This window comes from Bradyrhizobium sp. MOS001, assembly GCF_004634465.1.
Lineage (GTDB): Bacteria > Pseudomonadota > Alphaproteobacteria > Rhizobiales > Xanthobacteraceae > Bradyrhizobium > Bradyrhizobium barranii.
Genome location: NZ_SPVJ01000001.1, coordinates 33571 through 53745, shown reverse-complemented (window position 1 = coordinate 53745; position 20175 = coordinate 33571). Strand labels below are relative to the sequence as shown.

Genomic DNA, 20175 nt, shown 5'->3' with positions numbered 1-20175 from the left:
TGGCGTGCGCTCAGGCCGCAAGCTTCAGCAGATGCGCGTCGTGGCGCACCAGGAAGGCACGCAGCAATTGCGGATAGTCCGCGCCGACCGCGGCGCGCACGCTCGGACGTCTCGCAAGCTCCACGCGCCACGCGCGGACCTTCGGCAGATCGCTGAAGATGCCGTGCTCGGTCAGTTCGTCGAACAGGTCGAAATAGCGGAAGATCGGGGCGAAGACCGCGTCCACGAGGCTGAACGCATCGCCTGCGAAGTAAGGCCCTGCGCCGAGCGCTGCCTCCACGCGCGCGAATTTCGCCGCAACCGCCTGGCGCTTGCTTTCGAACGTCGCCGGATCGGTCGTGGTCTCCAGACCCCAGAGGTCACCGAGGATCGCCGAGCCGAACTCCATCCAGGCGCGATGTTCGGCGCGCTTCAATGGATCCGCCGGATGCAGCTTGAGGCCTGCCTGCGTCTCCTCGATGTATTCGCAGATCACGTTGCTCTCGAACAACGCGACCTCGCCCTTCTCCGTCGTCACCACCAGGACCGGCACCTTGCCGAGCGGCGAGAGTTTCAAAAACCAGTCGGGCTTGTTGGCGAGATCGATGTCGATCCGTTCGAACGGCACGCCTTTCTCGTTGAGCGCGATCACGGCACGCTGCACATAGGGGCAGAGCTTGTGGCTGATGAGTTTCAGTGAAGCGGTCATGGCAATGATCCCGGCGGTTTGATGCAACTGCATCAAATATAGATGCAATTGCATTCACACGTCAAGATCGATGCATTTGCATCAACCGTCCTTGGATCCTAAGGCCCGGACCTCAGGGCCGCGCCATCACGCCGCCCGTCATCGGCATCGGCACGCCGGTGGTGGCCGGGTAGGACAGCGGCAGGCCCTTGAGGCCGCGGGCGGCCAGGAAGCCGAAGGCCTGCGCCTCGATGGCGTCGGAGGCCCAGCCGAGCGTCTCGGCGGCCTCGACGGTGGCCGACCCTACCCGCTCCCGCAGCATACGCAGCATGGTGAGGTTGCGGGCGCCGCCGCCGCAGACGATCCAGCTCCGCGGCCGGCGCGGCAGGAGCGAGATGATCCGGGCGATCGCCGCCGAAGTGAAGGCGGTCAGGGTCGCGGCGCCGTCGGCCGGCGGGACGTCGCCAAGCTTCAGCGCGGCAAAGTCGTTGCGGTCGAGCGATTTCGGTGGCGGAGCCGCGAAGAACGGCAGTTCCAGCGCCCGCGCGATCCAGGCTTCGTCCGCCTTGCCGAGCGCTGCGAACTTTCCTTCCGCATCGAAGGCCTGGTTCATGGTGCGGTACATGAAATCGTCAAGCAGCGCGTTGCCCGGTCCGGTGTCGCAGGCGATCAGCGTGTCGTTGCCGTCGATATAGGTGATGTTGGAGACACCGCCGATATTGACGACGACGATCGGCCCTTCGCGCTCCAGCGAATGGACGAGCGCCCGGTGGTAGACCGGCACGAACGGCGCGCCCTGCCCGCCGGCCTCGACGTCGGCGGCGCGGAAGTCGTGCATCACGGGGATATGGATCGCCCTGGCCAGCGCCGGCGCATCGCCGATCTGGACCGTCAGCCGCTTCTCGGGGCGATGCAGCACCGTCTGGCCGTGGAAGCCGACGATGTCGATGTCCTCCGGCTTCATCCGGTTTTGGGCGATGAAGGCTGCCACAGCCTCGGCATGGGCCAGCGTCACCGCGCGCTCGGCCTCGGCCAGAACGCCCGGGCGGGCGTCGCGTCGCGGCAGGTGTACGGCCCCGCTCAGCGCCTGGCGCAGCAGATTGCGCTCCGCCGGGCTGTAGGCCCGGTAGCCGGACGGCCCGAACGCCTTCACTTGCTTTCCGTCGGTTTCGATCAGCGCGACGTCCACCCCGTCCAGCGAGGTGCCGCTCATCAAACCGAGTGCCGTCAACATCATGGATCAGCGTCCTCAAGAGCCCCCTCCGGCATGCCGATCTTGTGCCAGAGGGACACATCTTATAATGCCACAGGCAAAGTGGCGGGTGGCAATCGAGTTCCCACGGGAGACCCTTAAATTGCACCCGAAACAGTAAACCAAGAATTGTCAGGCTCGCCGACAGATGACTGCATTTAAATCGGATTTCCTCAATACCCTGCAGGAACGTGGTTTCATCCACCAGTGCTCCGATTTCGAGGGGCTGGACGCGCTCGCCGCCAAGGGCGAAGCGACCACCTATGTCGGCTACGATTGCACCGCCCGCTCGCTGCACATCGGCAACTACCTGACCATGATGATGCTGCACTGGCTCCAGCAGTCCGGCAACAAGCCGATTACGCTGATGGGCGGCGGCACCACCATGGTCGGCGATCCCTCCGGCAAGGACGAGACCCGCGCGATGCGCACCGTCGCCGAGATCGAGGCCAACAAAGAGTCGATCCGCGGCGTGTTCGCAAAGGTGCTGCGCTACGGCGACGGCAAGAGCGACGCAATCATGCTCGACAATGCGGAGTGGCTGACAAAACTCAACTGGATCGAGATGCTGCGCGACGTCGGCCGGCATTTCTCGGTCAACCGCATGCTGACCATGGACTCCGTGCGGCTGCGCCTCGAGCGCGAGCAGGAGATGAGTTTCATCGAGTTCAACTACATGGTCTGCCAGGCCTACGACTTCGTCGAGCTCGCCAAGCGCACCGGTTGCAAATTGCAGATGGGCGGCTCGGACCAGTGGGGCAACATCATCATGGGCGTCGATCTCGGCCGCCGCATGGGCACCCACCAGCTGTTCGCGCTGACGACGCCGCTGCTGACGACCGCATCCGGCGCCAAGATGGGCAAGACCGCGCAGGGCGCGGTCTGGCTGAACGCCGACCAGTTCTCGCCGTATGATTTCTGGCAATACTGGCGCAACACCGAGGACGCCGACGTCGGCAAATTCCTGAAGCTGTTCACGACGCTGCCGATGAGCGAGATCAGGAAGCTCGAGGCGCTCGGCGGCTCGGAGATCAACGAGGCCAAGAAGGTGCTTGCGACCGAGGCGACCGCGCTCTTGCACGGCCGCGACGCGGCAAACCAAGCGGCTGAAACCGCGCGCCGCACCTTCGAGGAAGGCGCGCTGGCCGAAAGCCTGCCGACGGTGGAAATTCCGCGCGGCGAGCTGGACGCCGGCCTCGGCGTGCTCAACGCCTTCGTCAAGGCAGGCCTGGTTGCCTCCAATGGCGAGGCACGGCGCCAGATCAAGGGCGGCGGCCTGCGCGTCAACGACGAGTCCGTCAGCGACGAGAAGATGGCGCTGTCTGCGGCCAATCTGACGCCCGAGGGCGTGATCAAGCTGTCCTTCGGCAAGAAGAAGCACGTCCTGATCCGGCCTGCATAGGCGTATGAGCTTTTGATGCTTGTCAGGGCGCGCCGAAGCGCGCTCCCTGACCGGCAATGGATCAGAACACGCCCAGGGAAGCTTCGAGGGAACAAGACGAACGCACGCAGCGAGATGCGGTGCGCACCGCACTCGTCGTGCTCGCGCTGTGCTTCACGCTCGCCGTCCTCGGCCGCGGCCTCAGCGAGAGCTTCACTGTCTTTCTCAAGCCGATCTCCGAAAACTTCGGCTGGGACCGTGCGCAGGTCGTCTCGATCTACTCACTGACGTGGTTGATCAGCGGGCTGACCGCGCCACTGGTCGGGCGCCTGTTCGACCATTCCGGACCGCGCATCGTCTACGCACTCGGACTTTTCCTGCTCGGCTCGGCCTTCCTGATCGCTGCGCACGCGCAGGCGCTCTGGCAATTTCAGCTCTCGATCGGCCTCTGCGTCGGCATTGGCGTCGCCTTCATCGGCATTGTGCCGAACTCGATCCTGCTCGGCCGCTGGTTCGGGCCACGGCTGCCGACCGCGATGTCGGTGGTCTATTCGGCGATGGGCGGCGGCGTGCTGGCGCTGCTCCCGACCTCGCAGCTTTTGATCGATCATCTCGGCTGGCGTGAAGCCTATCAGGTCTACGGCTTCGCCGCGCTCGGTTTGCTCGTGCCGCTGCTGCTTCTGCCCTGGCGCATGTTCGCGCTCGGCTCGCCGCGTGTCAGCAAGAAGACCGATCCTGATTTCATCGACAACGGCTGGACGCTTGCGAGCGCGATGCGCCACCACGCCTTCTGGGCGCTGTTCTCGACCTTCTTCTTCACCGCGGTCGGCATGTATTCGATCGCCGCGCAGATCGTGGCCTATCTCATCGACGCCGGCTTTCCGCCGCTCCAGGCCGCGACCGCCTGGGGTTTTTCGGGCGTGGTGCTGGTGTTCGGCATGCTCGGCGTATCCGCGCTCGACGGGCTGATCGGGCGCCGGCCCTCGGTGCTGCTCAGCTACGCGATCTCGATCATCGGCATCGTCCTGCTCTGGCTCTTGCAGTATTATCCGAACGTCATCCTGCTCACCGGCTTCGTCGTCTGCTTCGGCAGCATGATGGGCTCGCGCGGCCCGCTGATCACAGCGACCGCCATGAAGATTTTTCGCGGCAAGCGCGTCGGCACGATCTTCGGCACCATCTCGATCGGCAGCGGATTGGGCTCGGCGTTCGGCTCATGGAGCGGCGGCCTCATCCACGACTTCACGCACGGCTACAATCTCCTGCTCGTCTTCGCACTTGCGAGCGTGATCCTCGGAATGATTCCATTTCTGATTGTCCCCGCCTTGCGGGAGTAGGTCTCCCCGACGTAACCTGCATCCCTCCGCGTCACCGGGAAATTACGGGCGACACACGCTCCGCCGCGTGCGAAACCGTCGGGCGCAACCGGAGTTAAGGGACGACCTGCGATATTTTGTCCACATGACAAAAATGTCAGCGCCGAATTGACCCCGGGTGGCTTGCGAGGCCGAACTGAATACGGTCCAAGTCGCCCATTGGATGGAGGGCACAAACCAATGAACTTTCCCTATCTCACTCGCTTTGAACCGGTTCTCCTGAGCCTGTTCCGCTTCATCACCGGCCTGCTGCTGTTTCAATTCGGCGTGGCCAAGCTTTTCAAGTTTCCGCCTTTGCCGATGTTCGCGAAAGTCGAACTGATGTCGCTTTACGGCGCGGCCGGCACGCTTGAACTGGTGCTTGGCGCGCTGTTGATCCTCGGCCTGTTCACCCGCCTCGCCGCTTTCATCCTCTCCGGTGAAATGGCCTTCGCCTACTTCATGGGGCATATGCTCAAGGGCGAGACGCCGGTGCTCCTGCCGCTGCTCAACAACGGCACGCTTGCCATCCTGTTCTGCTTCGCCTGCCTCTATCTCTCGGCGGCCGGCGGTGGCCCGATCAGCGTCGATGCGGCGCTGGGCAACGAACGCGCCTCGACCGGCGGCGCATTTGCGCGACGCTGACGCGCGCAATTGACGCGCAAGTCACGGATGACACCGGCAGCTTTGCCGGTGTCATCTACCGCGAGCCCAGCACGTTCCAGATCAGGACGAGGGCCGCGACGAGCAGCGCGGACATGATGATGCGGTGAACGAATCGGTTCATTGCCGCTCCCGCCAGGCTCGATGACCACCGAAGTCCAGGATCGATCTTCTCCAGCATACGCGCTGACGTGCGCCGACGCATGTCGCTTTGCCTGCACGGTTGCGCATCAGGCTGCGAACGGTCACGCGCGCGGCCGGCGGCCGCATGCCTATGTTCATGATTGGTAAGAACTTCATGCTACCGATGCGAGCAATAACAACCATTTCGTAGAGGCTGCGATGAAGCTGCTGAGCCATCTGAAGATCCGCACCAAGCTTACCAGCATGGTCTGTCTTGCGGCTCTCACAGTCACAGCCATCATCGCGGTATCGGCCTTCCTCAGCAAGAGCCGCATGATGGAGGACCGGGTCCAGCAGATGAAGACCGCGGTCGACATGCTCTACAATCTCGCCCAGTCGGTCCAGGACGACGTCACCGCCGGCAAGCTGACGCAGGCCGAGGCCAAGGCCCAGTTCCACATGCGCGGACGGCGCATGACCTTCAACGGCAACCAGGGCTATCCGGTCGTCTACAACGCCGACACGTCCCTCCTCGTCAACGGCGCCAACCAGCAGCTCGAAGGCAAGATCACCGGCGCGATTGACGCCAACGGCGTCCTCATTGCCGACGCGATCCTCAAGGCCGGCGAACAGAATGGCGGCGGCGTGGCCTCCTATCTCTATCCCCGCCCCGGCCAGACCGAAGCGGTGCGCAAGACCGTGTTCGCGCGCAAGTTCGCTCCCTGGAACGCGACGATCAGCTATGGCCTCTATGTCGACGACATCGACGCCGATGTGCGCGCGCTGACGCTCGAGCTTGCCGCGGTCGGCTTCGGCCTGATGCTGCTGATGGCGACGTTGTCGTGGCTGATCGCCCGCGATGTGCTCGGCGCGCTCGATCGCCAGAAGACCCGCATGCAGGAGATTGCCGACGGTGCCATCGACAAGCCGGTCGAGGAGACCGGCCGCGGTGACGAGATCGGCCGCATGGCCGAGACCCTCGAAATGCTCAGGCAGACCGCTTTGACGGCGCGCACGCTGGAGTCCGAACAGGTCGCCGCCAAGAGCCGCAGCGAGCAGGAGAAGCGTGACGCGCTGATCTCGCTCGCCGACCGCTTCGATGCGTCCGTCGGCCAGCTCGTCGGCCTGATGGCCTCGGGCTCCGGCGAGCTCGAGACCACCGCCAAGTCGATGTCGTCCACGGCCGAGGGCACCAACCGCCGCGCCGCCGTGGTCGGCTCGGCCGCCACCGAAGCCAGCCAGCGCGTCCAGACGGTCGCGGCTGCCGCCGAAGAGCTCTCCTCCTCCATCACCGAGATCAGCCGCCAGGTCGCGCAATCCGCCGAAGTGACCGGCCGCGCCGTGGACAGCGCGCGCCGCACCGACACCATCGTCCGCGCGCTCTCGGACGGCGCCCAGCAGATCGAGCATGTGGCCGAGCTGATCTCCAGCATCGCGGCACAGACCAATCTGCTCGCGCTCAACGCCACCATCGAGGCCGCGCGCGCCGGTGAAGCCGGCCGCGGCTTTGCCGTCGTCGCCTCCGAGGTGAAATCGCTGGCGAGCCAGACCGCGGAAGCCACCCGCGAGATCGGCGACAAGATCGCCCAGATCCAGGGTGCGACCAAGGAGGCCGTGGACGCCATCGGCGGCATCACCGCCACCATCGAGGAAGTCAGCCGTATCGCCACCTCGATCGGCGCGGCCATCGAGGAGCAAGGTGCCGCCACCGCCGAGATCGCCCGCAGCGTCTCGCAGACCGCTGAAGCGACCAAGGAAGTCACCACCAATATCGGCGGCGTCAGCACGGCGGCGAACGAGACCGGCAATGCCGCCGGCATGGTGCTCGCGGCCGCCAGCAATCTCTCCAAGCAGGCCGAACAGCTCTCCGGCGAAGTCGGCACCTTCCTGGCCGGCGTGCGCGCGGCGTAAGCTTCCCGACGCCAATCCCTCCACATGCGTCATGGCCGGGCTTGTCCCGGCCATCCACGTTTTTATAGCCGCTCTGCACGAAGAACGTGGATGCCCAGGCCTTCGTCGCGCCGAAGCGGCTTCGGCCGCGCAGCCGGGACGAGCACCTGCGAATTTTAGTGGGTTATCGCCGCGCGAGGGTGCAGCCGCTCGAGAGCTGGCGCGTCGATCCGGTCGAGCCGTCGTTCGACTGCGACGGGAATTCCTCGAACGGCGTGTTCTGCTTGCCGGTGTTGAATTCGAAGATCTTGCGGAACACACCCGGCACCATGGCCGAAACCGGATTGACGCGCATCACCGGCGCGGCCGGCGTACCGACGACCTCGTAGGTCACGCCGATCAGGCCTTCCTTGTCGCCACCGCCCAGGAACAACCCGAGCACCGGAATCTGTCCGAACATGTTGTTCAAGCCGTACATCGGCACGAAGGTGCCGCTCATGCAGACCTGGTTGCCGGGATAGTCGATCGAGCCCTCGATGGTGGCGCCGATCATCGGGCCCTTGACGACGCCATCGCGGATCGTCAGCGCGCCGTTCTGGCGCGTGAACTCGGCGCGCAGCGCGCTGAAGGAGACGCCGTTCCCGGTGCCGTTGGGCGCGCCGGCGGCAACGCGTTCGAGCTGCGCCTCGCCCTTCACCGTGAAGTCGCGGACGTTGATGAGGCCCTCGCGCATGGTGTTCGGCTCCGACGTCGGCGGCTCCATCGCCACCACCATCTGGCCGCCGCTCGCCTTGGTGTAGGTGTCGGTGAAGCGCAGCAACGCGCCGGCATCGTTGGTCTGGAGGTAGATCACCTCGCGATTGCCCTGGGCGCGGCCGCCGCGCAAATCGGCTGCCACCGGCGTGTCGCGGCCGATCTTGCCGTTCAGCGTGAAGGCTTTGACGGTGCCGTTGCGCCGCGACATCTTGCCGTCGACGCTGCGCATCGCCTCGCCGTTGAAGCCCGCGACGGCACCGAGCTTCACGTCGATGTCGAAATCGACGTTCTTCATCTTGTTCTTGGCGTCGTCCTTGGAATTGCCCGAGATCGCCGACTTCAGGAAACCGCGGCCGTCGAACACATCCCCGCGCATCGTGCCCCGCACCACCCCGTCCTGGCCACGCTCCACCTTCAACGAGGCCTTGTCGCCGTCGGACGGAGCGTAGGTCGGGAAGTTCGCGTTCATGAGGTCGCCGTTCGGATCGACTTCAAGCGAGCCCTTGATCGAGGCGCCGCCGCCTTCGACGACGATGTCCTCCAGACGCGTTGATTGCGCCGTCGGCACCACCTTGAAGCTGGCCTTGGCCGATTTGCCCGGCAGCTTGACCCAGCCGGGCAGGATGTTGTCGAGCTTGACCGAGGTCAGGTCCGCCTCGACACCGAGCTTCGTCGTCTGGTCGGGACCTCCGGCGATCTTGCCCGACAGCTTGATCGGCAGCGATCCGCTCACGGCAGGGCTGAGGTCGAATCCGAGACGCGCGCGGCTCGCATCGTCGAGCGTGGCCTGCAATTTGACGTCAGCGTCGCCCTCGGTCGGCTTGCGGTAGTCCAGCGAAGCCGCCTGCCCGTTGATCTTGACGTCGCCCTTGACCTGATAGCCCTGGTTGTTGGCTGATATCTTGAGGTTGTTGGCCTCCAGCTTCTGATTCATCACCAGCTTGTCGGCGGCAAAGCCGCTGAGGTCGGCGCTGACGGCGTAGCTGGTGTCGCCCTTGGTCAGCGCGCCCTTGACCGGCAAGCCGAGCTGGATGTTCGCCGAGAACGTTCCCTTGCTGGTGTTGGGATCGACGAACGTCGCCGACAGATCGCTGAGCCGATCATTGGAAAGGATTTCGGCGGCTGCCGCCACGGGGCCGTCGGCGCGGAACCTGGTCCGCGATGGCGACGGCTTGGGCGCCATATCCGGCACCTCGAAGACGAAGTCGGAGATCGTGACCTTGCGGCCCGCCGGCGTATCGGCAATGCCCTGCCCGATATTCACGGTCGCGGTGCGCCCGGTCACACGCGCCTTCAAATCGGCATCGTGCACCACCGGCATGCCATCCACGGGGCGGACCGCGACGCCACTCGCGACGATGTTGACCGACAGGCCATCGTCGGGAATGGGCGGGCCCTTGCGCGGGAGGTTCTTCGTCGGCGAATTGACGCCGATCTCGATGCGCTGGAGCGTGCCGCGCTCGATCCGCTCGATCACCCATTCGCGCAACTCGGGAACGACGAGCGTCGGCCACATCCGCTTGAGCGCGGAGGCCGACATCGGCGTTCCCGCAAAGCCCAGCGTCAACCGCGGCTCGCCCGAATAGTCGATGGCACCGGTGCCGGCGACGCCGATCTCGCCATTGCTGATATCGGCTTGCGTCAGCAGCATGCGCTTGTGGTCGGTATCGAAGCGGAAGCCGATCGCGATGCGGTTGAAGACCAGCGGGGGCTCGTTGTCGATGCCGCCCAGCAGGATCGAGCCGCCGCTGAAGCCAAGCTGCCAGTCGTTGATGGTGCCGTTGGGCGGCTCGAGATGGGCCAGAAGCGTCAGGCGGTTCGCGCCCGAGAGAATCTTGAACGGAGCGACCAATACCCGCCGGTTCGAATCCCACTCGACGTTGATCTCGGCCGAGTCGATCGCCATCGGATAATCTGGCGTGTCGGTGTCGATGATGTTGCCCGCACCGACCGCGATCTTGCCGCGGAAGAAGGTCGGCACGCCGTCGCGGCCGAGCTCGCCCTTGAGCTCGCCGGTCAGCGGCAGGTCGGCGGTGTAGGTGAAGTCCTTCACCCGGAGCGCCAGCAGGATGTTGGCGGTGGAAAGCTTATCGGCGCGGATGTCGACCGAACGCACACCATTCTCGGCAGGGCCGATCGTGGCGCGCAGCGACCACGGGCGCGCGCCCTCCTCGCCGAGACTGAGCGCGACGCCGCCATGGCTCGGCCGGCGCAGGCTGAGCGTGATGTTCTCAAAGCTCCATTTGCTGCCGCGCTGCTGATCGTCGACGATCAGATTGCCGTTCTTCAGACCGATCTCGTTGAGGTTCTGGCCGTCGAGGCCGGTCATACTCAGACTGTCGAGCCAGTCGAGGCCCTGAAGAATGCCGCTCGGGGCAGCGGCCTGGGGAGCGGCCTGCGATGCGTCCGGGCTTGCAGGTCCGGTGGCGAATGGCGGCGGCGGGACACCGTTGCGCGGGAATGTCGGCGGCAGGCCCGCTTCCTTCTTGGATGCGACGCCGGTTGCCAGCGGTTTTGCGGTGTCGCCGGCGGACACGGTGACGGTGCCGTCGGGCGCGATGCGGATCGCGAGCTCCGCGTCCACGAGATTGAGGCTCTCGGCGCGCAGGTGCCCCATCAGGAGACCTGCCCCCGACAGCTTCACCTCGGCCTTCGGCGCGGTGGCGACGATGGCGTGGTCGTGGTCGCGGACGACGATGTCGCGGATGCGCACGGCGATGCGGATCCGCCCGGCCCGCTCGATCTGGGTGCCGCCGACCTCCACGGTGTTGCCGTGGCCGATATTGTCCTCGATGGCAGCAGCGAGCCAGGGTGTCGCGATGTCGAGATTGATGGGACCCGCACCAAGCCGCCACCACAGCGCGCCGAAGCAGCCGACGAAAATAACGGCGAGGGCCCCGACCACGATGGCCAGCCGCTTCAGCCAGCGATCAGCCGCCAGCCAGCGGCGCATTGACGCAAACCCGTCACCGAAACGATGGAAGCCTGAATTGGAACGCGACAACAGCCGGCGCGCCCGATAGCCCGCCGCTGCTTCCTGATCCGGATCCCAGTCGGCGTCGTCCCATTCCTGCGGCTGCTGTTGACCGCCGCGCCGATCGAAATCCCGATTGTAATCCTGGGGCGACGTATTCCTTGCCATTGCCTCTCGATACAGGCGCCCATCGTAGGATTGAGCACCGCCGGGACCGCAGCCGTCCGCGGGAAGCGAAGCTCCCCGCGCCGGCATTGCCGCCATACCTCGAATGTTCCTGCTGTTCGTCATTTCGCCCCGGGCGCGCGTTCAACGAGCAGTGGGGTGGTGCGTGGAATTCCTTGTAACCATACCCCGGCGTCGCCAGACTTGCCCAGACGAGGGCGATTCCGGCACACCGGACGAGAGCTGCAATACCGCTTTGGTTGACCCGCCGAAAGCGACGAAAGGAAGGCGTATGTCCAAGAAATCCCGAAAGAAATCGTCCAAAACGCCCTCCGGCATCGCAACGGCTAAAAAGAAGACCCCGACCAAGCGGGCAACGACTCAAACAAAGTCCGCAAAAACACAGCGGACGCAGGCGAGCAAATCAACCAGGACCGTAGCAAAAGCAGGATCACATAAGGCCGCATCGAAACAGTTAAATTCCTCCAAATCGGCCTCCGCGCCCGCGAAGGCGAAGCCGGCCCTGACCGAAGGCCAGAAGGCGCCCGCCTTCCGGCTGCCCCGCGACGGCGGCGATGTGGTCTCGCTCGCCGACTATGCCGGTCGGAAGCTCGTCCTGTTCTTCTACCCCCGCGCCGACACGCCCGGCTGCACCCGGGAGGCGATCGATTTCACGCGGCTGGCGGACGCTTTCAGCGCTGCCGGCACGGCCCTGCTCGGCATCTCCGCCGATCCGTTAAGGGCCCAGGAGAAGTTCCGCGACAAGCACAGCCTCGGCATGCCCCTCATCTCGGATGAGAAACACGAGATGCTGGAGGCGTACGGCGCCTGGGGCGAAAAATCCATGTATGGCAAGAGCTTCCTCGGAGTTCTTCGCACCACGATACTGCTTGGCCCCGACGGCAAGGTAGCCAGGGTCTGGCGCAATGTCCGCGTCGACGGCCACGCCGACGAGGTGCTGGAAGCGGCAAGAGGCCTTTAACCAATCCGTTAAATTCGAGTGGTTCCATTTCCGGAAAATTAACCATGACTGGCCCAGATTGCTGCGGCAATTAGGCCGTACGGACTCATCCGACCGGCGCGGGAGTGCCGATGTCGAAAAGTTCTGCCCAATATTCGCAGTACCCCCAACATCACGCGCACGACCACGGACGGCCCCTCCATCGCCGTCCTGCCGCCGCCGTGGCTGCAGCCGCGATCCCTCTTCCCTCGACCGACGACGCCTACACCATCGTGCACCACGGCAAGCAGGTCCGCCTCGGACCTGTGGTGTTCTGGATCGTGGTCGGCACCGTCGTGCTGCTCGGACTCTGGTCGGCCGCGACCGCGACCTATTTCGCCTTCCGCGACGACGTCCTGACCCGGCTGATCGAGCGCCAGGCCGAGATGCAGTACGCCTACGAGGACCGCATCGCCGAGCTGCGCGCCAAGGTCGACCGCACCACCAGCCGGCAGCTGCTCGATCAGGAGCAGTTCGACCAGAAGCTCGACCAGATCATGAAGCGCCAGACGGCGCTGGAGTCCCGGGCCACGGCGCTCGGGGCCATGCCCGACGTGACGGGATCAATCCCCCGCGTGGCTCCGCAGCGCGGCGATTCGAGCCAGGGCGCGACGCAGGGTACGCCGAAGCCGTCGCCGATCAGCGACACCGTGATCTTTGTGGCACCGCCCGATCGTGAAGCGCGGCTTGAGTCGCGCGCGCCGACCGTCGCGGCACCGCCGACCAGCCAATTCGCCAAGAACCAGGGTTTCGACAACGTCCTGGTCCGGCTCACGACCTCGCTTGACCAGGTCGAGCGTCGCCAGATGGCAACGCTCAGCGCGGTCGAGGAAGGCATGGATTCACGCATGCGCCGGATGCGCGGCGTCGTCAGCGACCTCGGCCTCAATCTCGCCAGCCTCGAAGCCGCCGTGCCGCGCTCTGCGATGGGCGGTCCTTTCGTGCCCGTCAAGCTGACGGCCAATGCCGGGCCGTTCGAGAAGCAGCTCAACCGCATCAATGTCACCCGCGCCGAGATGGATCGGCTCAATCGCACGCTGGCGCTGGTGCCCTACCGCAAGCCCGTCATCGGCGAAGTCGAATTCACCTCCGGCTTCGGCGTGCGCAGCGATCCGTTCCTGGGCCGGCCCGCGATGCATACCGGTCTCGATTTCCGCGCCGCGACCGGCGATCCCGCCCGCGTCACCGCCAACGGCAAGGTGGTCTCGGCTGGCTGGTCCGGCGGTTACGGCCGCATGGTCGAAGTCGATCACGGCAACGGGCTGTCGACCCGCTACGGCCATCTCTCCGAGATCAACGTCAAGGTCGGCGAGATCGTGAAGCTCGGCCAGGTCATCGGCCTCGTCGGCTCGACCGGCCGTTCCACCGGCCCGCACCTGCATTACGAAACCCGCATCGACGGCGAAGCGGTCGATCCGCAGAAGTTCTTGCGCGCCGGGGTGCGGCTCAGCGCGGGCTAACAAGCCCGCGCCACGCGCTTTCAGCGTGGCCGCGCCTACCGCCGGCCGCCGCCCATCCCGCCTCCGGGACCTCCGAAGCCGCCACCGCCCATTCCACCGCCGGGTCCCATGGGCCCACCGCCGGGCGAACCAAATCCACCGGGGCCTGACGGCCCGCTCGGGCCCGTCGGCGCGGAGCCGGGATTCGCACTTGGGCCAGGTCCTGGGCCAGATCCCGGCGCAGGTCCACCACCGGGCGCGCCGGGCTGGCCACCGCTCGGAGTGGTGGCGCCGCGGTTCGGATGCAGGATCGAGCCGCCGGGCGACCGATTGGGATTGCCGCCACCGGATGGAGGGGCTCCCGGCCCCTGGCCTATGGCCTGAGCCGACTCCACCTGGAAGCCGCGCGAGCGATCGAACACGCCGTTGACCACCATGCGGGCTTCGCCGGCGGCCGGGCCGAAGCGCGAACCGTCACGAGCCACGAAGCCGGAGCCGAGCTGGAGGTTCGATCCCACGCGCTGCACATAGGCCTCGATCGAGAGGCGGCTTGCGCCGACGAGATCCGAGAAGTCGTCGATGCGCGTGCGCGCAGCCTGCATCGTGCCCTGGCTCGAACGGCCCTCGATCTGGGCGCGCTGGCCAACCAGCAGTGGATCGACCCCGCTCAGCCTCAGCCCGCCAATATGCAAGCCGTCAGGCCCGCGCTCGACGAGACCGGTGACACGCTCGGTCGCCTCGCGCCGCGGCTCGATCAGGCTTGCGACGATCACGCCGTCGGTCCGGCGCAGGCCGTAGACGGCCACCTGCGTGCCCGCACGAAGCTTGCTCTCCTTGTCGCTTGTGACGATCTTCTGGCCGAGCACCGTCAGCTCGTTGCCCTTCACGGCTTCGATCGGACCTGCGACCTCGCTCGCGATCGTGATGTTGCGCGTCACGAGCGTGCCGTCGGCCTGACGGGTCGCGACCACGCGCGCGAGCTGACCGATGCGCAGAGCCTTGGGGCTCGCGGCCTCGCCGTCGATCCGGACCGGCACGTCGCTCGCATAAGTGACGCGCTCGCCGTTGACGTAGATGCTGCCAAAACGCTGGATCACGCCGACGATGCCGGTGCCGCCGATGCCGTGGTCGTCACCGCGCCTGATTCCGGTGCCGCCGATGCCCTGATCGGTGCCGCGCTTGACCTGCGCGTGGGCCATCGCCGTACCGGCGAGCCAAAATCCTGTCAGCAGCAGACGGCGGGAGATCAGCGGCGGCCGGCTCATGAAGAACCACCCTCCTTGCCGCTTTCCTTGCTGCTGTCCTTGCCGCCTTCCTTGGCCTCTGCCTCGCCATCTGCATCTTCGCTGTAGATGTAGATGCCGAAATTCCAGCGGGCGTCACCGCCCTTGTCCTTGCCGAGCGCGCGGTTGGCCTCGCGGTTGGCGGTCTTCAGCGCGTCCATCGCGAGCTCGCGCGAGCGTGCCTCGAGGCGCTTGGCAAGCTTCGGCGAGATGTTGTTGTAGTGCACCGCGCGCTCGAGGAAGCGCGGCGCCGCGCCTGAGACGTTCTGTGCGGCGGCCGCGATATGGTCGTGCAGATTGCGGCCGAGATGGTGCCACTTGCTGTCGTCCTCGCCGCTCGGGACGAAGGCCGCCTCGACCAGCTCGATCTCGTCGGAATCGTTGATGGTGACGAGCTTGCGGTCGACCCATTCGTCGAGCACCGCGCGCGGCCGCACGTCCTTGGTGACCGAGGCGACCAGCTGCTCGAACGACGGCGCATCGCCCTCGGCCGTGCGCGGCAACGCCAGCGGCTCACCCTTCGCATCGGTGAATTCGGGCGCAGCAAGCCAGCGCGCGATCACGGCGCTCGTCAGCGACACCGCGGCCGGCGCCTCGTGCACCGGCGCGCCGGCACCGCGCAGCCGCGCCACCTCCTTGCGATGGATCCCGGTGAGCAGGCTGACACGGCTGTCGGTCTGCTCCTTCCCCTCCAGCGCAAAATCGTGCTCGGCGACGTTGACGAACAGCTCGCGAAGCAATTTCGCCAATGCCGGAAAGGTCATGCCGCTGCGAATGCAGAGCCGCACAAGCGGGCGCAGCAGCCGCGCCAGCGGCGCGTGCAGCTTCGCGGCAGTCGGCTGCGGAGCCGCTGCTTTGGACCCGGACTTGGCATTCATGTCCGAACTGTACCCGCGCCCCACGTGGGACACAATCCCACTTTTTTCTCCCTTCCGATTGACGTGGTAAATTTTCCCACATATACGGGACACCACTGAGGGCGCGACGTAAAGGGACTCACACCCATGGCTGACCGCTTGGTCCGCAATTCCAACTCACTGCGTGCTGTGCCGGCTCCTGACTGGGGGCACGGCGCAATCGAGCCGATGCTGCCGGCGCTGTTGCGCGGCGTGATCTTCATCTCGGTGCTGGCCGCACCGTTCGTCGCGGCCCTTCTCGCAGGCTGACACCATCATGCATCACACCAGCGAAACTCCGCGCCGCCCGTCGGTGCTGCACATCTTCAAGATCTATTATCCCGACCTGTTCGGCGGCACGCTGACCGTGATCCGCGACATCTGCGCCAGCCTGAAGGACAGCTTCGCCTCCGCCGTGCTGGTCTGCTCGCAATCGGCCGAGCGGCGCGAGATCGTCGTCAATGACGTGCCGGTCGAGCGCGTCCGCTCCTTCGGCAATCTCCTGTCGCTTCCCGCCGCTCCTACCTATCCCTGGCGGCTCTGGCGCAAGATCGCCGAGCACGATTTGCTCGCGCTCCATGGCCCCTTCCCGCTCGCCGACCTCGTTTTCGCCTTCGGCTTCGGCGCCAATCGGCCGCTTGTGGTGCATTGGCATGCCGACATCGTCACCCATGCCGGCCTGCGCTGGTTCATCGAACCGTTGATGCGGCGGACACTGCGCCGGGCGACAGCGATCATCGTCTCGGACCATGCGCTGATCGAGAACACGCCGTTGCTGCGGGAATTCATCGACAAATGCCACGTCGTGCCGTTCGGCATCGACACCTCAGGGTACGACTGGCCGAAGATCGAGCCGCACCACGTGAACGATCGCGGCCGGCTCGTGCTCGCCTGCGGCCGGCTCGTGCCCTACAAGGGCTTTGACGTCCTGATCCGCGCCGCCGTCAACCGCAAGTTCGAGGTCTGGATCATCGGAGAAGGCACCGAGCGGCCGCGGCTCGAGCAACTGATCCGCGAGCTCGGCCTCGGTGACCGCGTCCGCCTGCTCGGTTCGGTGAACGACTGCGAGCGCATCAAGCTGATGTGCCTGTCCGACGTCTTCGTCATGCCGTCGGTCACCAATGCCGAGACCTTTGGCCTGGTCCAGCTCGAGGCCATGGCCGCCGGCCGCCCTGTCGTGAACACGGCGCTCGACACCGCGGTGCCGCGCGTCGCGCGCCACGGCATGGAGGCGATCACGGTGCCGCCGGGCGATGCCGAAAAGCTCGGCGATGCCATCGACACGCTGATCAGCGATCCCGAGCGCCGCCGCCGCATGGGACTGTCAGCCCGGACGCGCGCCCTGACCCGCTATTCCGCCCCAGCCTTCAGGGAAGGCATGCAGGCCGTCTACCGCGACGCCGTCACCGCGTCGTGCAAGGAACCTGCAACCACCGCCGAGCCACCGCAGGCGACCGGCTGGCTGGACACCGTCCGGATCGCGGCCGCACTGGCCTGGTCGGACATGCGCCACCGCTACGTGCGTTCGCTGCTCGGCCCGTTCTGGATGTCGCTTCAGATGGCGATCGTGGTCGCAGTATTGGGCTCGGTGATCGGCCAGATGTCGAACGCCGACATGCTGGCGCGCCTACCGATGCTGGCGCTGTCGATGACGGCCTGGACCTTCCTCAACAGCGTCGTGCTCGATGCGACCACGGCGCTTCAGAATTCCGCGAGCCTGATCCGCGACCGGGCGCTGCCGCCGGTGATCTTCCTGCTGCAATGCACCTTCCGCCAGGCGCTGTTCGCGCTGCATAACGCCTGCGTGCCGCTGGTGCTGTGGCTGCTTCTCTCGCCCCACGACCTCTCTCACGCGCTGGCGGCGCTGCCCGGCCTGCTGCTGTTCATAGCCTGTACCTTCGCCTTGAGCCTCGTCCTCGGCGCGACGGCAACGCGCTATCGCGACCTCAAGCCGATCGTCGAATCCACGCTGATGCTCGCCTTCCTCGCCTCGCCCGTGATCTGGTCCGCCGAGATGATCAATCACCGCTCGACGGTAATGCGGCTCAATCCGCTGACGCATCTGTTCGCGGTGTGGCGCGAGCCGCTTGCAGGCGGCCACATCGATCCCGCCAGCATCGTCTACGTCCTCATCACGCTGGCGCTGCTGATCTTTGCGAGCGTGCTGACGCTGGTCCACCTGCGCAAAGCCGCATTCTGGATTTGACCCATGGTCTCGATCAGCCTGCACAACGTCTGTCTCGACTATCCACTCTACGGCGCCTACGACTTCTCGCTGAAGCGACGGCTACTCGGCCACCTCATCCGCGAACCGGGCGAGATGCGGATCATCCGCGCCGTCGACAACGTCTCGATCGAGGCCGAAGCCGGCGCCCGTATCGGGCTTGCCGGGCCCAACGGCTCCGGCAAGTCGACGCTGCTGCGCCTGATCGCCGGTGTCTATCCGCCGAGCAGTGGCCGCGTCACGGTCCGGGGCAACGTCGTGCCCCTGCTCGGCCTGAACGCCGGGGTCAATCTGGACTTCGTGGCGGAGGACAACATCGCACTGCTGCTGCGGATCAGCGGTCGCAAGCCCACACGCAGCGTGATCGACGAGATCTGGGCCTTCACCGAGCTCGAAGCGCGCATGCAGCGCCTGCCCTTGCGGATGTTCTCCTCGGGCATGCTGATGCGGGTGTTGTTCGCGACCGCCACCGCTTTCCCGGCCGACATCCTGCTGCTCGACGAATGGCTCAGCGTTGTCGACGAGCATTTTGCGGAGAAGGCCGAGAGGCGGCTGCAAAACCTGGTCTCGCAGGCGGCGATCGTGATCATCGCCTCGCACGACCTGCCGCTGCTGCGCCGCACCTGCTCCAGCATCATCAACCTCGATCACGGCCGCATCGCCTCGACCATCGCGGTCGAGCCATCAGCCACGCACGCCTTTGAGCTCCGAGAGAAACGCGCATGAAACAGAACATCCTGGTCGTGTCCGAGTCGCTCGGACAGCCCAATCACAAGCGCGGCATCTTCCACTTCACCCGGGAATTGGTACGGTCGCTCGCGTCGGAAGGCCACGAACTCACCCTGCTGGTGGAAACCTCGAAGCGTTACCGCAAGCTATGTCGGCGCGAGCGACGCACGAAGCTGTTTCCGGCGCAGTCGCGCAACATCGAGCTGCTCGCTCTTTATCGCTTCCTCGACGAGGTCAACGTGAGCGGGCCGGTGATGCTCAGCGGCGCGCGTCGCAGGTTCGACTGGCTCCGCCACAAGGCCACCATGCTGCTGTCGCGGGACAATATCCTCTGCCTCCTGCGCGCGATCGGCCTGCTTGGTCTGCAGGCCCGGCTGATCGAGAACCGGACCGCCGCGCTCGAATACATTCCGCCGGATATGCGCCATCTCGAACTGTTCAGCGAATTCCAGCTCGAGCCCGGATTCTTCAACTATCAGGACTCCTCGGCCTTCTTCCTGCTGCCGCCGCCGCGGATCGACGCGCGCGACTATGATCTCATCGTCGTTGACACCCCGACGCGGGTCGCGATCAGGCGCAAGCCTAACGCCAAGGTGATCTGCGTCGTCCACGATTTGCTGCCGCTCACCGACCTCAAACTCAGCGACATCGCCACGCGCCAGTTCCTGGCGCGGATCGGCACCAGCCTGCGCCAGGCTGACGAGCTCGCCTTCGTTTCAAACTATAGCATGATGCGGTTCAGGGAACTGTTGCCGCAATTTGCGCACCTGCCGGCGCGGGTCGTGTATCCCCGCACCCGGTTCGACGCCCCGGATGTCCTCCACCTCCCAGCCCTGTCGGGGCGTCCGGGGCGGCCGAACTTCGTCATCATCGTGTCGAACGAGCCGCGCAAGAACGTCGCCACCGTCATTCGTGCCTTCCGCAACGTCCCCCAGGCCGATCTCGTGGTGATCGGTCATGCGGGCCAGATCAGCCGGATGCGCAACCTGCCGCCAAATGTCCGCTTCGCCGGCTATGTCGACGAGCATGAAAAGGCCGCCATGATCGCGGAGGCGCACGGGCTGATCATGCCGAGCCTGGCCGAAGGCTTCGGCATACCGATCATCGAAGCACTGGCCGCGAACACGCCGGTGCTTTGCTCCGATATCGCGGTGTTCCGCGAAGTCGCGGGCGAGCTCGCCGACTATTTCGATCCGTTCTCGACCGATGCGATCGCAGCTTCAATCACCCGCGTGCTGACGCGGCAGGAGGAATGCCGCGGCCGCATCCGCGCGAGGCGACACGAGCTCGCCGAGCGCTTCGGCTACGAGACCCAGGCGCGCGACTTCCTCGGGCATGAGATGCCCAGGGAAAGCCTGGCCGCCGCGCAATAAGCGTC

At 65.7% G+C, this 20175-nt stretch carries 16 protein-coding genes; 10 read left to right on the top strand and 6 right to left on the bottom strand.

All coding sequences use genetic code 11. The features are described 5' to 3' along the window. Positions 1-10: 10 nt before the first annotated feature. Entirely contained in the window at positions 11-688 is a 678-nt protein-coding gene (locus CT676_RS00200; protein WP_135213504.1) for a glutathione S-transferase family protein, read from the bottom strand. Positions 689-800: 112 nt separating this feature from the next. Continuing rightward, entirely contained in the window at positions 801-1904 is a 1104-nt protein-coding gene (locus tag CT676_RS00195; RefSeq protein ID WP_135213503.1) for an anhydro-N-acetylmuramic acid kinase, read from the bottom strand. Between the two features lie 163 nt (positions 1905-2067). Here CT676_RS00195 and tyrS point away from each other — a divergent pair, with 163 nt between their 5' ends. The 3 genes from tyrS to CT676_RS00180 all read left to right on the top strand — a co-directional run bounded on the left by tyrS (position 2068) and on the right by CT676_RS00180 (position 5300). Next, positions 2068-3321, top strand: a complete 1254-nt coding sequence (gene tyrS, locus CT676_RS00190) for a tyrosine--tRNA ligase (RefSeq protein WP_135213502.1) — start codon at positions 2068-2070, stop codon at positions 3319-3321. A gap of 56 nt (positions 3322-3377) precedes the next feature. Further along, positions 3378-4637 (top strand): MFS transporter, encoded by a 1260-nt coding sequence (locus CT676_RS00185; protein ID WP_135213501.1) that lies wholly within the window; start codon positions 3378-3380, stop codon positions 4635-4637. Between the two features lie 219 nt (positions 4638-4856). Then, on the top strand, positions 4857-5300 hold the full coding sequence (locus tag CT676_RS00180; RefSeq protein WP_135213500.1) for a DoxX family protein: 444 nt from the start codon (positions 4857-4859) through the stop codon (positions 5298-5300). Positions 5301-5355: 55 nt separating this feature from the next. Here the strand turns inward: CT676_RS00180 and CT676_RS43770 are convergent, their stop codons facing one another. Continuing rightward, positions 5356-5499, bottom strand: coding sequence for a hypothetical protein (locus tag CT676_RS43770; protein WP_166096413.1), 144 nt, complete (start codon positions 5497-5499; stop codon positions 5356-5358). A 161-nt stretch (positions 5500-5660) separates the two neighbouring features. On the opposite strand from CT676_RS43770, the gene CT676_RS00175 reads away from it, so the two are divergent. Further along, positions 5661-7352: a methyl-accepting chemotaxis protein gene (locus tag CT676_RS00175; RefSeq protein ID WP_085401071.1), complete on the top strand. Its 1692-nt coding sequence runs from the start codon at positions 5661-5663 to the stop codon at positions 7350-7352. 163 nt (positions 7353-7515) lie between these two features. Here the strand turns inward: CT676_RS00175 and CT676_RS00170 are convergent, their stop codons facing one another. After that, complete coding sequence (locus CT676_RS00170) at positions 7516-11316, bottom strand: DUF3971 domain-containing protein (protein ID WP_167767921.1); 3801 nt, start codon at positions 11314-11316, stop codon at positions 7516-7518. A gap of 202 nt (positions 11317-11518) precedes the next feature. On the opposite strand from CT676_RS00170, the gene CT676_RS00165 reads away from it, so the two are divergent. Then, complete coding sequence (locus CT676_RS00165) at positions 11519-12208, top strand: peroxiredoxin (RefSeq protein WP_135213498.1); 690 nt, start codon at positions 11519-11521, stop codon at positions 12206-12208. Positions 12209-12318: 110 nt separating this feature from the next. Continuing rightward, complete coding sequence (locus CT676_RS00160) at positions 12319-13686, top strand: M23 family metallopeptidase (RefSeq protein WP_193560858.1); 1368 nt, start codon at positions 12319-12321, stop codon at positions 13684-13686. Positions 13687-13721: 35 nt separating this feature from the next. On the opposite strand, the gene CT676_RS00155 is transcribed toward CT676_RS00160, so the two are convergent. Both CT676_RS00155 and CT676_RS00150 read right to left on the bottom strand, forming a co-directional pair. Beyond that, positions 13722-14930, bottom strand: coding sequence for a DUF5666 domain-containing protein (locus CT676_RS00155; protein WP_135213496.1), 1209 nt, complete (start codon positions 14928-14930; stop codon positions 13722-13724). Then, positions 14927-15826: a DUF6502 family protein gene (locus tag CT676_RS00150; RefSeq protein ID WP_167767881.1), complete on the bottom strand. Its 900-nt coding sequence runs from the start codon at positions 15824-15826 to the stop codon at positions 14927-14929. Before CT676_RS00150 ends, CT676_RS00155 begins: the two co-directional genes overlap by 4 nt. Before the next feature lie 126 nt (positions 15827-15952). Between CT676_RS00150 and CT676_RS43765 the strand changes: the two genes are divergently transcribed. The 4 genes from CT676_RS43765 to CT676_RS00135 are packed head-to-tail and all read left to right on the top strand — an operon-like array spanning position 15953 to position 20170. Further along, the gene (locus CT676_RS43765; RefSeq protein WP_014495568.1) at positions 15953-16114 is read left to right on the top strand and encodes a hypothetical protein; all 162 of its coding nucleotides are present in this window, start codon (positions 15953-15955) and stop codon (positions 16112-16114) included. Between the two features lie 7 nt (positions 16115-16121). Then, positions 16122-18050, top strand: a complete 1929-nt coding sequence (locus CT676_RS00145; protein ID WP_135213494.1) for a glycosyltransferase — start codon at positions 16122-16124, stop codon at positions 18048-18050. A gap of 3 nt (positions 18051-18053) precedes the next feature. Continuing rightward, entirely contained in the window at positions 18054-18794 is a 741-nt protein-coding gene (locus CT676_RS00140) for an ABC transporter ATP-binding protein (RefSeq protein ID WP_135213493.1), read from the top strand. After that, positions 18791-20170: a glycosyltransferase family 1 protein gene (locus CT676_RS00135; protein ID WP_167767880.1), complete on the top strand. Its 1380-nt coding sequence runs from the start codon at positions 18791-18793 to the stop codon at positions 20168-20170. Before CT676_RS00140 ends, CT676_RS00135 begins: the two co-directional genes overlap by 4 nt. Positions 20171-20175 lie beyond the last annotated feature (5 nt).

Excerpts from the sequence above, each read along its gene's own strand:
- CT676_RS00135 (WP_167767880.1), top strand. The coding sequence starts at position 18,791 with ATGAAACAGAACATCCTGGTCGTGTCCGAGTCGCTCGGACAGCCCAAT.
- CT676_RS00165 (WP_135213498.1), top strand. The coding sequence starts at position 11,519 with ATGTCCAAGAAATCCCGAAAGAAATCGTCCAAAACGCCCTCCGGCATC.
- CT676_RS00155 (WP_135213496.1), bottom strand. The coding sequence starts at position 14,930 with ATGAGCCGGCCGCCGCTGATCTCCCGCCGTCTGCTGCTGACAGGATTT.
- CT676_RS00160 (WP_193560858.1), top strand. The coding sequence starts at position 12,319 with ATGTCGAAAAGTTCTGCCCAATATTCGCAGTACCCCCAACATCACGCG.
- CT676_RS00175 (WP_085401071.1), top strand. The coding sequence starts at position 5,661 with ATGAAGCTGCTGAGCCATCTGAAGATCCGCACCAAGCTTACCAGCATG.
- CT676_RS00150 (WP_167767881.1), bottom strand. The coding sequence starts at position 15,826 with ATGAATGCCAAGTCCGGGTCCAAAGCAGCGGCTCCGCAGCCGACTGCC.
- CT676_RS43770 (WP_166096413.1), bottom strand. The coding sequence starts at position 5,499 with ATGCTGGAGAAGATCGATCCTGGACTTCGGTGGTCATCGAGCCTGGCG.
- CT676_RS00185 (WP_135213501.1), top strand. The coding sequence starts at position 3,378 with ATGGATCAGAACACGCCCAGGGAAGCTTCGAGGGAACAAGACGAACGC.
- CT676_RS00170 (WP_167767921.1), bottom strand. The coding sequence starts at position 11,316 with ATGCCGGCGCGGGGAGCTTCGCTTCCCGCGGACGGCTGCGGTCCCGGC.
- CT676_RS00180 (WP_135213500.1), top strand. The coding sequence starts at position 4,857 with ATGAACTTTCCCTATCTCACTCGCTTTGAACCGGTTCTCCTGAGCCTG.
- CT676_RS00145 (WP_135213494.1), top strand. The coding sequence starts at position 16,122 with ATGCATCACACCAGCGAAACTCCGCGCCGCCCGTCGGTGCTGCACATC.
- CT676_RS00200 (WP_135213504.1), bottom strand. The coding sequence starts at position 688 with ATGACCGCTTCACTGAAACTCATCAGCCACAAGCTCTGCCCCTATGTG.
- tyrS (WP_135213502.1), top strand. The coding sequence starts at position 2,068 with ATGACTGCATTTAAATCGGATTTCCTCAATACCCTGCAGGAACGTGGT.
- CT676_RS00140 (WP_135213493.1), top strand. The coding sequence starts at position 18,054 with ATGGTCTCGATCAGCCTGCACAACGTCTGTCTCGACTATCCACTCTAC.
- CT676_RS43765 (WP_014495568.1), top strand. The coding sequence starts at position 15,953 with ATGGCTGACCGCTTGGTCCGCAATTCCAACTCACTGCGTGCTGTGCCG.
- CT676_RS00195 (WP_135213503.1), bottom strand. The coding sequence starts at position 1,904 with ATGATGTTGACGGCACTCGGTTTGATGAGCGGCACCTCGCTGGACGGG.